The sequence below is a fragment of the Oceanospirillum sp. genome (assembly GCF_048265165.1).
Classification (GTDB): Bacteria; Pseudomonadota; Gammaproteobacteria; order Pseudomonadales; family Halomonadaceae; genus Oceanospirillum.
This window is the reverse complement of the sequence record NZ_JBLXCD010000001.1, coordinates 65,711-80,076: the sequence shown is the minus strand read 5'-3', so window position 1 is coordinate 80,076 and position 14,366 is coordinate 65,711. Positions and strand designations below refer to the sequence as shown.

Annotated in this window: 8 protein-coding genes; 2 read left to right on the top strand and 6 right to left on the bottom strand. The window is 47.0% G+C overall.

The window, feature by feature from the left end:
* Positions 1-19: 19 nt before the first annotated feature.
* The gene (locus tag ACN0R8_RS00360; protein ID WP_417593964.1) at positions 20-3,814 is read right to left on the bottom strand and encodes an ATP-binding protein; all 3,795 of its coding nucleotides are present in this window, start codon (positions 3,812-3,814) and stop codon (positions 20-22) included.
* 234 nt (positions 3,815-4,048) lie between these two features.
* On the opposite strand from ACN0R8_RS00360, the gene smrA reads away from it, so the two are divergent.
* A complete protein-coding gene (gene smrA / locus ACN0R8_RS00355; RefSeq protein WP_417593962.1) occupies positions 4,049-4,657 on the top strand; it encodes a DNA endonuclease SmrA in 609 nt (202 codons plus the stop codon).
* Positions 4,658-4,744: 87 nt separating this feature from the next.
* On the opposite strand, the gene uvrB is transcribed toward smrA, so the two are convergent.
* A complete protein-coding gene (uvrB, locus tag ACN0R8_RS00350; RefSeq protein WP_417593960.1) occupies positions 4,745-6,769 on the bottom strand; it encodes an excinuclease ABC subunit UvrB in 2,025 nt (674 codons plus the stop codon).
* Positions 6,770-7,042: 273 nt separating this feature from the next.
* On the opposite strand from uvrB, the gene ACN0R8_RS00345 reads away from it, so the two are divergent.
* The gene (locus tag ACN0R8_RS00345) at positions 7,043-8,221 is read left to right on the top strand and encodes a pyridoxal phosphate-dependent aminotransferase (protein WP_417593958.1); all 1,179 of its coding nucleotides are present in this window, start codon (positions 7,043-7,045) and stop codon (positions 8,219-8,221) included.
* Positions 8,222-8,321: 100 nt separating this feature from the next.
* On the opposite strand, the gene ACN0R8_RS00340 is transcribed toward ACN0R8_RS00345, so the two are convergent.
* From ACN0R8_RS00340 to ACN0R8_RS00325, 4 genes are all read right to left on the bottom strand, one after another.
* A complete protein-coding gene (locus ACN0R8_RS00340; RefSeq protein ID WP_417593956.1) occupies positions 8,322-8,858 on the bottom strand; it encodes a YaeQ family protein in 537 nt (178 codons plus the stop codon).
* Between the two features lie 103 nt (positions 8,859-8,961).
* Positions 8,962-9,462 (bottom strand): hypothetical protein, encoded by a 501-nt coding sequence (locus ACN0R8_RS00335; RefSeq protein WP_417593954.1) that lies wholly within the window; start codon positions 9,460-9,462, stop codon positions 8,962-8,964.
* A gap of 308 nt (positions 9,463-9,770) precedes the next feature.
* Positions 9,771-11,597, bottom strand: coding sequence for a putative bifunctional diguanylate cyclase/phosphodiesterase (locus ACN0R8_RS00330; protein WP_417593952.1), 1,827 nt, complete (start codon positions 11,595-11,597; stop codon positions 9,771-9,773).
* A 91-nt stretch (positions 11,598-11,688) separates the two neighbouring features.
* Positions 11,689-14,280 carry a putative bifunctional diguanylate cyclase/phosphodiesterase gene (locus ACN0R8_RS00325; RefSeq protein ID WP_417593950.1) on the bottom strand — a complete coding sequence of 864 codons (2,592 nt, stop codon included), beginning with the start codon at positions 14,278-14,280 and terminating at the stop codon, positions 11,689-11,691.
* Between the last annotated feature and the right edge of the window lie 86 nt (positions 14,281-14,366).

The window sequence follows — 14,366 nt, the reverse complement described above, 5'->3', positions numbered from 1 at the left end:
AAACGTTTAAAGGCGATTATCAGCCACTCCGGTAACGCATGATGACAGAACTCAATGTTTCTATTGAGATAGGTTTGCAAAGATAATCATCAAAGCCCTGATCCAAAGCACTCTCAATTGTTTCAGAGGCGACGTCACCGCTAACCGCAATCACCGGTAGCTCCGAGCCTTCGGAGTGGCTACGGATCATGTTCAGCACTTTCACCCCAGAAACCGCCCCAAGATTCATGTCAACAAACACCAGGTCTGGACGTTCCTGTAAAAATGCAGCGACCCCTTCCTCTGCGGTCTCCTGACCGAAAAATTCAATATCTGGATCGAAATGCAGAATCAGTCGTTCAAGGACCTTGCGATTCGCTTCGTCATCTTCGACATAGAGCACTCTGAATACTCTTCCAGGGGCACAGACTTCAGGCTCTGCAGCTGGAGCTGGCAAAAAATTGCCTATTACGGAGGCATCAGCGGGCGGCTTAAGAGAGTTACCCTGTTGGTCCACTTGAGCACAATGCTCTTCGGGAACCTCACAGGGCATTCTCAGAGTAAAAATACTGCCAACCCCAACTTCTGAATCCACATGGATCGTCCCCCCCATAGCCTCCAGGGCGTATCGCGCCAGCGCTAAACCATTCCCCATTCCCTGGGCATTAATGTATCCCTCTGCAGCTTCAAACGGCATAAAAATTCTATCAATAAAATCCTGGGAAATGCCTTTGCCGGTATCCTGAATAGAGAGTTCACAATACTGACCACAGCATTGATGCCTGAGTCTGATAAGACCGCCAGAGTCCGTATAACAGATCGCATTTTTTAAAAGCGAAGTAATCACTTGTCGCAGCCGCCGCTCATCCGCTCGTACAAAATAATCCTGCCCGGGTAAATCTGCTTCAAACCTAAGGTCCGCCTGCTCAATTTCATCAATCACATCAGACACACAATCCGTCGCAATCTGGTTAAGGCAAACCCGGGTTATATCAACCGAAAATTCCTGGCGCTCCAGCTGAGCTAAATCCAGCACATCATCCACCAGGTTAAGCATCGCTTCCCCGGAATTGACAATCTGAGCAAGATGCTCAAGATGTTCATCATCCAATCCCTCTTCCAATTGAAGCAGATGCCCAAAACCCAAAATCGCATTTAGCGGCGTTCTGAACTCATGACTCATTCGTGAGAGAAATTGGGTTTTAGCCTGACTGGCATGTTCCGCACGCTCTTTTTCAAGCTGAACATTTCTCTCGGCCAATTGACGCTCAGTTTCAGATTCATAAGCAGATAGTAGAGCCGCTACCGTGGCGAGCCAGGGGTCAAATAAGCGAAGCTCTGACATCCAGTGACGATAGTCATCAAGCACCAGACTGAAGCAGATTACCGGATAATCACCAGATAACACCGGCAATAACAACAGCCCTTCATTACGGATATCCCGTGCTGAATTTGCAAAAATATCTTGCAAGGGCGTCAAGACAGGCTCCGGTGTTTCAATCGAGGCCCGCCAATGGGCCACAACCTGTGCAATACGCTCATAAATTAACGAAATATCATCGTCATGATTGAGAAAAGCCTCTGGCCGTCTGAAGCGGTGGCCTGAGGCAGGACAGCCTAGCTTCTGCTGCAACGATTCCGCCAGCCAGTAAAAGCCAGCTTCCGACTGCACTAAGTTAACCAGGGAATAAAGTTGCCCGGGAATATCGGGAAGTTTATTACTATTACAGATGAAATGTGTCTGCATCTGAGAAATGCTCATTAGCAGCCGATTGTTAAACTGGCGAAAATACTCTGCACGCTTCCGCTCAGTAATATCTCTCACCAACAGTAGAATTTTATTGGTGCCGGTTCGGGCAAAGCGCAGCTCCAGTGTTTGTACCTGCCACTGATTTTCCAGTGTGATCTCTGTAAAATAACGGGCTAAACCCGAGTATGCCTGATCTGTAAGATGGTGCTGCAGAACCTTTGGATCTAATGGAGGAAACAGCTGGCAAAGCAAAACACCAGCGCTCAGCTCCAGAGGCAGTATCTCACCTTGCGGTTGCTGATAGCTTAAAACTTCAAAACGGGAATTAAAAACGACTAACAGATCCGGTAATGCTTCAATCAACGCCTCGTTTTCTGCTTCTCTGACCTCCAGCTCCTGTGAAGTCACCGAAAGTTTTTCTGTTAAGCGCATCCGCTTACGATAGAGATCAACCTCAAGGCGTTTGCGTTTGGATATATCCCGGAAAGAAAGACATGCATACTCTTCAAACCCATCAGAGTAGTAGCGCACCAAAACCTCTACAGGGAAAGGTATACCGTTCCGGCGAAGTACATTGCTTTCCTGCTCAATAGATTCCCCTCGTCTGATACGGGCCCAGATCAGCCGCCAGCTTTCTTCATTAAGACTTGAGTCAATATCTCCAACCGAAAGTCCCTGAAACTCTTTCTGTGAATACCCCAGTAATGCCACGGCAGTTTGATTGGCACTAACAACCCCGCCTTCCCGGCCGGCCCAGAGCACCAGTTCTGCGGCGTCATCCAGGGCTTCACTTTGACGCTTAAGTCGCAGATATTCCTGTCGCGATCGGGTTACATCCCGAATACTGACCACAGACTCTGCACCTGAAGATAAACACTCCCTCGATACCTCCAGCAAGCAGCGCGCACCATTAGCTGACCACCAGGCGTAATACCTAGTGCCGGCTTCTCTGGTCAAAAGCATTTTCAGGTCCCCCATCGGATGACCTGATTCATCATTAAGCCCCAATGCACATTCTGCCAACAGAATGGACATTGACTCAGGCGTGACCTCCTGCCCCCCAGCTAAAAGAAGTGCGGCTTGTCGATTAAAGCTGGTTACAACTCCTGTGTCAGAAAGCTGGAGCAGCCCTTCCCGACCCTGCTCATAAAATATCTGGAAAAGCGGGTCCGGTTTATCAGCAACCGGAGCCTCCCTCGACAGCCTCACAAGCAGAAACACTACAACCAATAAAGCAAGACTGCCTATCCCCAGCAGTAAGTTCTGCTGGGTACTGAACACAGGAGAAACCGGAAACACCTTCCCAACCGTAAATGAGACCGGAAGCAGGTCATGATCTTTTCGCACCATAAATGGTTCTGACTCAGATGCATTATCAGCAAACTGCTTCTGACCAATATCGACCAAAGACCGATTCCGGGCTGACACCTGTAAAAAGAAGTCCGGCGAAACCAAGGTATCCTGCATTAAGTGGTGCAGCTCCCGGCGCATATTGACTGTAAAAATCAGGGCCATTTTGACTTTTAGATCATGTTTAACAGGGGCGGCAATCAGCAACATAGGTTGCTCTTGTCTGAAAACTCCGGACTGATCCAGTGACATTGACGGATTCACGTAAGGAAGAAGCCACTGATTATTCCCCTGCCATAATGGAGTAAGAAAAGAGAGATACTCTCCAATAGGTGACGGTAATCCGGTCAAGCGGTCATCAGAAGCCGCCAGCACCAAACCGCGGCTGTCGATTAACAAGTAACTATCAATCCTGGATGAAGCCATTAAAGGTGAGAAAATCTGGCGCAACTTCTCTGACACAGGACCTGCCAGCAGCTCAGGTCGTGATGTACCAATCCGTGACAACAGGTCTGCAGACTCCAGAACAACCTGGTGGCGGGACCAGGCATTGACTCTGTTCTTTTGCTGCTGAAACCAGTGAGAAAAAATCCGCTCACTGCTATATAGTTTTTCCTCAAGCTGATCCTTACGACTGGCATGCTGATTCTTCTGCAACTGATAGAAGCCAAGAAAGCAGGTAAGCAGGATCAGGCCCGCCATAATCACGGAGATCCACTGAGTTCTATTATCCATTAACAACATCTACGCTCATCTACCACTCAACAAAATGCAGCTTAACCATCAGCACCGAGAAACCGGATCAAAACTATCTCGACCAAAAACAGAGACAAACCACTTAATTAAAGCCCAAAACCTTATATTATCGCTCAGGAAATGAGAAATCGCCTTTAATTTGTCTTATTAAAGCCTTATTTGTAAGCACTGAGGCTACCATCCAATGACAACAGGAAAGATGAGGGGAGACCTATGGCTTACCAGGATGATGATCTGGACTATTTTTTAAGGGAAATGCGTGACGTCGTTCCATTAAAACAGGACCTGAAAGCGGATCTGAAAACCACCCATAAAAGCGATTTTCAAAGTCTCAAAGCCCGCCGCAATGCCGCTCAGGAACAAACAGAGGCAGACAGAAATTTTTTAACCGACCAGTTTGTTGATCTGCTGGGACCTTTCGATCCCGTTATATATAAAAAAGATGGTGTGCAACAAGGTGTCTACAAACGCCTCAAGCAAGGACGTTACCCAGTCGATGCTGCATTAAATCTGCACAAAAAGCCTGTGGAGTCCTGCCGCAGGGAGGTCTTTGATTTTATTGAGGATTGCTATAAAAGTGATATTCGGGTGGCTCTCATCAGTTTTGGTAAAGGTACAACGGCTGACTCACTCCCTTGTGTCATTAAAAGTTATCTCGCCCGCTGGCTCCCTGAGCTCCCTCAAGTTATTGCGGTCAGTAGTGCCCATAAAAGCCACGGAGGGACTACTGCAGTTTATGCACTGCTGAAAAAGAGTGAAAAGCAGAAAGCCATCAACCGCGACCGGCATATAAAACAGGGGCGTCAACCTAAAGCCGGTTGATAACAGGTAATGGTAGAGCCATAGACTTATTGGGTAGAGCTGTCATTATCAATGATCAGCTTGTAATGACAGCTCTGACGCCGCCTCTTATCCCAGTAAATGACCATTGAGCTTTTGAATCTCATCCCGAATCTGAGCAGCCTGCTCAAATTCAAGATTTTTAGAAGCCTCGTACATTTTATCCTCCAGCTTACTGATAGCCTTTAGTAGCTGTTCCGGCGACATCAACGCAGGATCAACAGCATACTCCCCCGCAGCTTCAGCAACTTTCTTACCGGACTTATTACTGATCTTTTTACCGGGAATCCGGGCTCCTTCCATAATATCTGCCACATTTTTTGTGACGGTGGTCGGGGTGATACCTGCCGCTTCGTTAGCCTCCATCTGTTTTTCACGACGGCGCTGAGTCTCATCAATCGCTTTCTGCATAGAGCCGGTAATGCGATCACCATACAGAATCGCCTTACCCTTTGAGTTACGGGCGGCGCGACCAATGGTCTGGATCAGAGAGCGTTCCGAGCGCAGAAAACCCTCTTTGTCGGCATCCAGAATCGCCACCAGAGACACTTCTGGCATATCCAGACCTTCCCTCAGCAGGTTGATCCCTACCAAGACATCAAATTCACCCAGACGCAGATCCCGAATAATCTCAACGCGCTCAACCGTATCAATATCCGAGTGCAGATAGCGCACCTTTACACCATGCTCAGAAAGGTAGTCCGTCAAATCTTCCGACATGCGCTTTGTCAGCGTTGTCACCAGCACACGGTCGCCATCGGCAACCCTGAGACTGATTTCTGACATCAGGTCATCCACCTGACTCGTCGCAGGGCGCACCTCAATTTCAGGATCAAGCAACCCTGTCGGCCGTACAACCTGCTCGATCACCTGCCCCTGGTGCTCGGCTTCATAGTTACCTGGTGTAGCAGAAACAAACACCATTTGAGGCGAGATCTGCTCCCACTCCTCGAACTTCATCGGGCGGTTATCCAGTGCTGATGGCAACCGGAATCCATACTGCACCAGAGTTTCCTTCCGGGAGCGGTCTCCACGGTACATCGCCCCCAGCTGAGGTACGGTGACATGGGACTCATCGATAAACAGCAGTGCATTATCCGGCAGATAATCAAAAAAGGTGGGTGGCGCGTTACCCGGGTCACGCCCGGATAAATAGCGGGAGTAGTTTTCAATACCATTACAGTAGCCCAGCTCCAGCATCATCTCGATATCATACAAGGTACGCTGTTCAATCCGCTGTGCTTCAACCAACTTATCATGCTCCCGAAACCATTCGACCCGCTCCCGCAGCTCATCTTTAATATGCTCGGTAGCTTCAACAACCTTCTCTCTTGGCGTCACATAATGGCTTTTCGGATAGATCGTAATTCGTGGCAGCTTGCGCAGCTGCTCTCCCGTCAGAGGGTCAAAGATGGAGATGTTATCGATTTCATCGTCAAACAACTCAACCCGAACAGCTTCCTGATCGGACTCTGCAGGAAAAATATCAATCACATCACCCCGAACCCGGTAAGTAGCCCGGCGGAAATCAAGGTCATTACGGGTATATTGCAGCTCAGCCAGCCGACGCAACATCTGGCGCTGATCAATACGCTCCCCCCGATTAATATGCAGCACCATCTTGTGATAGGACTTAGGATCTCCCAAACCGTAAATCGCGGATACGGTTGCCACAATCAGAGAATCTTTACGCTCCAGTAGTGCTTTGGTTGCCGACAAACGCATCTGTTCAATATGCTCGTTAATAGAAGCATCTTTATCAATAAAAGTATCAGAGGCAGGAACATAAGCTTCAGGCTGATAGTAGTCATAGTAAGAAACAAAGTACTCAATCGCATTATCAGGAAAGAAGTCTTTAAACTCACCATACAGCTGAGCTGCGAGAGTCTTGTTATGAGCCAGAATAATGGTCGGGCGCTGAGTCTTCTCAATAATGTTTGCCATGGTAAATGTTTTACCCGACCCCGTTACCCCCAAAAGGGTTTGGTGCATCAGGCCGTTATCAAGGCCTTTACAGAGCGCATCGATCGCGGCAGGCTGATCCCCCGCAGGTTTAAAACGGGAATGTAGTTTAAACTTTTTCTGTGATTCCATGTTTTACCAGACTTATTTTTTATCTTAGCAATGCAATTCAGCAAACTACGCTAAATAAGCAACTCTATAAATTTAAAAGCACTATAACCTGATCCATCAGTAACATTAAAACAGGCGATTCAGAGCCACCCGCTGTCAACGCAAACGTAGATAAATACCGGACTTTTTAGCATGTTTTTTAAACTTGCCTCCTTCACGAAGGGCCGGTATCTCCTGTATGATTCATCTGCATAACGCCTATTTTCTGACTGAAAATAAATTGAGGATATCAGCTTGGACGTACAACTGTCAGATCGCGTACAGTCAATTAAACCTTCACCGACTCTCGCGGTCACAAACCGTGCGGCAGAGCTTCGCGCAGCAGGCAATGACATTATCGGCCTGGGCGCAGGTGAGCCGGATTTCGACACCCCGCAACACATCAAAGATGCCGCGATTGAGGCCATCAATAAGGGCCTGACAAAATACACCGCTGTGGACGGTACACCAAGCCTGAAAAAAGCCATTATAGCGAAATTTGAACGGGATAACGGACTCAAATACGAGCCCAATCAGATTCTGGTTTCATCAGGTGGCAAACAGAGCTTTTTCAATCTGTCTCTGGCACTTCTGAATCCCGGTGATGAGGTCATTATTCCTGCGCCCTACTGGGTATCTTACCCAGACATGGTGCTTGTGGCCGAAGGCAAACCGGTTATCCTGGAAACCACCGCAGAGAAGCGCTTCAAGATCACTGCCGATCAGTTAGAAGCCGCAATCACGCCTCGTACCAAACTGTTTGTGATTAATAGTCCATCCAACCCAAGCGGTATGGCTTACACCCTTGATGAGTTAAAAGCTCTGGGTGAGGTTCTGAAGAAGCATCCTCAAATCATGGTTGCAACAGACGATATGTACGAGCATATCCTGTGGGATCAGAACTTCTGCAATATTCTGAACGCAACGCCAGAACTCTATGATCGTACGTTCGTTCTGAATGGTGTATCCAAAGCCTACAGCATGACAGGTTGGCGTATTGGGTATGCTGCAGGCCCGGCCAAAGTGATCGGTGCCATGAAGAAAATTCAGTCCCAATCCACGTCAAACCCGGCCTCCATCTCGCAGTACGCTGCCGAAGCCGCGCTGAACGGGCCTCAGGAGTGTATCTCGGAGATGCTGGTTTCCTTCAAGCAGCGTCACGATTTCGTGGTTGAGAAGCTAAACGCTATTGATGGTGTTAACTGCTTAGCCGGTGATGGCACCTTCTATGCTTTTGCGGATTTCTCAGGGGCAATCAAAGCTTACGGCTCAGCCGATGATGTTGAATTTGCTGAAGCGATGCTTGAAAAAGCCGGTGTTGCTCTGGTTCCAGGGTCTGCTTTTGGAACCAGCGACTGTATGCGTATCTCATTTGCAACCAGCAACGCCAATCTTGAAGATTCTATGGCACGGCTGGCAAAAGAGTTAAGCTAGCGAAAAGATCATTGCCGATGGTGCATAACAAAACAAAAAACCGGGCTGGACCCGGTTTTTTGTTAGCACTTTCTATGCTTATACCAGAAAGCCTCTCGCCCTAGTTCCAGCGTTCAGGACGCACCTCGACACTCTGCTCGCCACAGGAAAACCAAGCAGTGCCATCCTGAATCGTCACCTGAATTTGCATGGTACGGGCGATCAACCCGGCCAACTGCTCAATAGCTGTATCCTGGATATTCCACACCTGCAGGTTTTCAAAGCGCGCCAATTTACTCTTATTCTGCTGCCACCAGATGGGAGCGGCATTATCACCATAGGTATAAAGAATCACTTCTTTTGAGCGCGCAGACGCTTTGCGTAACCACTTCTCGTCCGGGCATCCCAGTTCGATCCAAAGTTCAATCTCATCAGAATAATTTTTCTTCCAAACCTCAGGTTCATCATCCACACAAAGGCCCTTGGTAAACTCAAGACCTTCCGTCGCATTCAGACTCCAGGCAAGGATGCGCAACATCATTCGCTCGTCGGTTTCAGAAGGATGTTGCGCCAAAGTCAGTGACTGATCGAGATAAACATTCCGATCCATATCAGCAAGATTAACTGCTGCTTTATAAACTGTTGATTTCAGAGCCATTAGGCATCCTTAGAAGCAGGTAATAGAATATGGGTGCGGAATATACGGTGATGAGCAAGAAAGCTCAAGCCACAACAACAAACCTGCAATCTGAGAACTCTATTTATAGCGCTTGGCTCATTTCCTTGCGCATCATCGCCCCCAATCTATTAAACTTATGTTTGAATAGCTGATAAGCATCCAGAGCCTGTTTTTTCTGCTCAGAAAGGCGCCGTTCCAATACCTCCTGATCAGGGTTTTCCTGCAGGCTACTCACTGTTTTATCGACATCATCTTTCATCGCAGTCCAGTTCTCCAATAAAAGACACACCTCCACAAAGCTGGAGTTAACCTCCTCAGATGCGTGAAGATGAAGTTTAGGGGAAAGGTCATTAAATAGGTTCGCAAGCTCCGGCGTGCCATTACTAACAGAAGACATTGCCTGCTCAAGCTGAGCAATCACGTCCTGATAGGTCTTGCGCCGCTCATCACGACGACTCTTCTCCAGAACAAGCACTGAATTCGCCGCATCCAGCCTTCGCTTCAGACGCCAAGCCATCAGTGCAGCACTTATGGCGAAAATCAGTGAGAAAACAACAATACCAAAACCAATATACTCCTTCATAACACACACTCCTTAGTTATGTACCAGAGATACTCCCTACTGGAGAAGGATTTCCTGCACATTTCAGATAACACAGAAGAAACCAATAAAATATACATTATCTTTATTTACAATACCTTGCGGTATCTCAGACAATTATCAGCTCTTATGAATATTATACCGTCCATAACAAGAAAACCGGGTAACCGGTAAAGGTGGGGTGCTTTGGTAATACAATAAAAAGACAAAAAAAAGGTTGGGGGCACGCAGGAGTAACAGATCAATAACAAACTAACGCTGAATCTGAGCATATCAGATCCAGAGTAAAACTATTGCCCAATACTGGCAATCAACTTATCAATAGGCATAGGCCTATCTATATAAAACCCCTGACCAAAGTCACAGCCTGATTCTGACAGTAAATCCATCTGGGTTTTATTTTCAACACCTTCTGCAACAACCCCTAACCCCATCGCCTTACCTAAAGAAACCAGAGCCGTCACAATCGCCAGCCCCTCTGCGCCATGGTCCAGAGACATAATAAACGAACGATCAATCTTCATGGTATTGACCGGAAACTCTTTCAGATAGGACATCGATGAAAAACCAGTACCAAAATCATCAATCGCTAACTGAACGCCCAGATTACGCAGGTTATGCATAGATTGCCGAGCATCCTCTACTTTATCAATCAGCATGCTTTCCGTAATTTCAAACTCTACTAATGCCGGATCAATACCGGTATGCCGAAGCGCCTCAGCTACCAAACCCACGACTCCGGGGTTAAGAAACTGACGAACAGACAAATTAATGGCCACCTGCAGCTGAAGCCCTGTTTGCTGATTAATACGACAGGCATCCTGCATTGCCTGAATGATGATCCACTGCCCAATAGGGTTGATCAGCCCTGTATCTTCTGTCAGAGGAATAAAGCTTTCAGGAGATACCGTACTACCATCCTCCTGAGGCCAGCGTAATAGAGCTTCCACCCCCATGACTTTACCGGTTTTGAGATCAAGTTTAGGCTGATAATGTAGAGTAAATTCTTCGTTTGTAACGGCCCGATGCAAACGCGCTTCAAGACGAACCCGCTCAGCACTACTACGGTTTAACTCATCAGAAAAAAATCGATAGCCACCTTTACCTTCCGCTTTAACAAGATTCAATGCGGCCTCAGCACACTGCATTAACCCGTCTTCACTTTTAGCATTATCAGGATAAACCGCAATTCCTATACTACCGGAGAGAAAAACCTCTTCGCCATAGGCATCAAAAGGCTCTTCGAATGCAGCGAGTAAACGCCGTGCAACAACATTTGCATCTTCCGATGCTCTCAGTTCACTAAGAATAAAACTGAAATCGTCACCTCCAATGCGAGAAATCAGATCCGAGTCTCTCTCTGAACGATCTTCCTGTCGTGCCAGCAGGTCGGTCGAACGTACCCGACTTCGAAGTCGTGCTGCCACCTGCACCAGTAGCTCATCCCCCAGAGCAAAACCAAAGGCATCATTGATCATACGAAAACGATCAAGGTTTAATACCAAAAGCCCTGTACGGGACTGATGGCGGTTTGAAATATTAAATTCGTGTCCAAGGCGATTACGGAAAAGTATGCGATTTGGTAACTCTGTCAGAGGATCATAATGTGTCAGCCGCTCCAGCTCTTCTTCTGTACGCTTTTGTTCAGAAAGGTCACTGAAAATAGCAAAGTAGTGAGTAACCGCTCCGACTTCATCTCTGAGCGCTTCAATGGATAGGTATTTCATGAAGAAACTGCCATCAGGCCGCCGATCCCAGACCTCACCTCGCCAAACCCCTTTACGGTACAGTTCATCCCAGAGTTTCTGATAAAATTCTTTGGCATGGCGCCCAGACTGGTTAACCTTAGGTGTATGGCCAATTACATCTTCTGCTTTTAGACCTGTAAGCCGGGTATAAGCGGCGTTGACATACACAAGGCGCTGTTCGGCGTCGGTAATCATGACCGAAAAATGAGCCTTCTCAACAACCCGACTGATCAGGTTAAGCTGAGCCGAAGTATCTCTGTGACGACGGATCTCACTCTCCAGATGAACCCGGATTTTCTTCGCCTCTTCCATATGTTTTCTGAGCTCCAGTTCCAGCTCATCCCGGCTTAATCCATTGTATTCCGTCATCCGATCACCTATTTACGTCCCCACAAAGGAAAAACACCGTGTGAACTATAGCCTGCAGCTAGCAGGAGGCCATAGAAATCACATCAATATTTCAATTCTGACCGAAGACAAAATGTCCCGCAGGACGCCCCAGATAGAACCCTTGTCCATAATCGATTCCCAGCTCACGAACCTTATCCATAATGTCCTCATCCTCAATAAACTCAGCAATCGTTTTGATACCCAGATTCTGAGCCAGCGTCACAATACTTTTAACAAAGGCCATATATTTGTCGTCATGAAGCATATTACGAATAAACTCACCTTCAATCTTGATAACATCGATTGGAAAGTGCTTGATATAGTGAAACGAGGAGAAACCAGAACCGAAATCATCAATGGCAAAATTGAAACCCTCCAGTTTCAGATCCAGTACAAACTTTTCCAGCAGATTCAGGTTGCTGACCGTTTCCCGCTCAGTTAGCTCGAAAACAATTCGATCAGAAGCAATGTTCTTATCCTGAGCTAACTGGCGAATACGCCCAATAAATTCACTGACAATCAATGACTTTGGCGACAGGTTCACAAATAGCTTTCCGGTGTAGCCCTGCTCAAGCACCTGATCAAAAGCTTTCTCAATCAGCATATAGTCCATTTTATGGACTACACCAATTCCCTCTGCAATATCAATAAACTCACCGGCGGGAACAATACGATGATCCATTTCAATTCGCATAAGTAATTCGTGAATCTCGACATCACCTGTTTCCGAGTCCACGATAGGCTGGAAATAAGGAACAATGCGTTCCTCCTCCAGTGCATTCAGTACCATTATATTTTTGGCACCGGCCTCTTTGTAAACCTCAGCAACCTCATCGTCATCCGGTACAGCGATACTGTTACGGCCAAGACGTTTTGCCTTATACATCATGTTATCGGCAAGCAAAAACAGATCTCTTGGGTTGCTCGCATGATCCGGATAGACCGCAATCCCCATGGAACCGGTTGCGCGCATCGGCTGACCATCAGGGGATTTCAGATGCATCTGATCAATAGCATGCTTTATTCGCTGAGCAACGGAGAAAGCCTGTTCCTGACTCGCTTCCGGCAGAATAATCGTGAATTCATCACCGCCGTAGCGAGACAGAAAATCGCCCGGACGTACAGAATGCTCCAATACTCTGGCAAAAGCCTGCAGAAACTGATCACCATAGGCATGCCCAAATCTGTCATTCACCGTCTTAAAGTTATCCAGATCAAGCATTAAAAGCGCAAAGCTCTCTTTATGACGGCTGGCCCGACCCACTTCGTACCCAAGAAGCTCCTTAAACATTCGTTGGTTATGCAAACTGGTCAAAGGGTCACGGGTAGCGTAGAACTCCAGATCCTGTGTGTATTTATAGATCGCTTTAACCGAACCCACCAAATTCAGCAGAGTTGTCAGAATGCCATCAATAACAATATGACGAATTGGGTCCCGAGCCAGATCTGATTGCACACCAATCCCTACAACACCACCAATCTTAGGTGCTTCCAGCAGCAAAGATTTAGTCTGTAGTTCAATATCCTCTGGTGTAATAGGTTTTAGATCCAGAGTTTCAGGTTCAGGGTGAGCGACGTGATGAGCAATACTCAGAATCACAGCCCCTTTATGGAAGTGTTCATCACTTTCAATATTCGTGCGTAGAAACACTTCAAAGGCCGTTCGGGTTGCTTCGGTAACATCCTGATACCAGAACACTTCAAGCTCATAGCCTTCATCATCTACCTGAAAAATAGTGACCAAAGTATGCGCTTCAATAATGGTATTAATATCGACCAGCAGGTCTTTAATGAAATCACGCCAGTCGCGAACGACCTCAGAAGTAATAATAAACTTACTGAGCAGCCGGATCTCGAACTCCAGAATATCCTTGTCAACGGCCACATCTTTCAGCTTTTCCATCAGAGAGCTAACATGGAAAAACGCCTGATTAAATTCATCAAAAAAGAAATCAACTTTTTTCGTATCCAGCGCCCGAAAATCTTTTACCGAATTCACATCTTTCAGCTGATGTTTGAAGCGCTCCATCGACTGCTTGATACGTACCGAGATTGAGGCAGAGATCCCCAGAGCAGCAAACATAATCACCATGGCGGCGATAATAAAAAGAGTGATATAGCCCTGGCGAATACCATCACGTATCGGGCTCATATCCTGCTGAATATCAATAACACCCAGCACATCACCCGGTTTTGCATTGCGGTGACACTGCAGGCATTCAGTGCGGGCTTTCAATGGAAAAAGGCGGCGAGTTGTATGATCGGTCTGGCTCAGATGATGCAAGCCATCCTGAAAAACCTGCTGAATCGCAGCATCAGGATTCGGTTGATCAATGACACCAAATAATGCTTCTACTTTACTCCCCCGATAAATTTCAATATCAAAAGGTGTATTGGCATAAGCGGCCTTGGTTTCTGAGAGAAAAACCTCCAGTTCTTGACGAGTCCAGCCCTGGCGCATCACCTGAAACATACTATTGAAAGTACTCTGGGCAATACTCTCAGATGTCTGGGCAGACTGACGATGAATGACATCTTCATAAAGCAGGGTAGCCGTCAAAGTGACACTGAGAAAGACTACAATGGACACCGCCATAATAGAGATCAGTACATAACCACGCAGGGTTCTGGCAAAGCGGATAATTTTTTGGTGTAAAGGCATTCACGTGCTCTCAAACAACGGACCCGAAAGAAGGGCACCCATTAAAACAGGAGATATCACATCCGCTGATGATACAGCTCAAACCT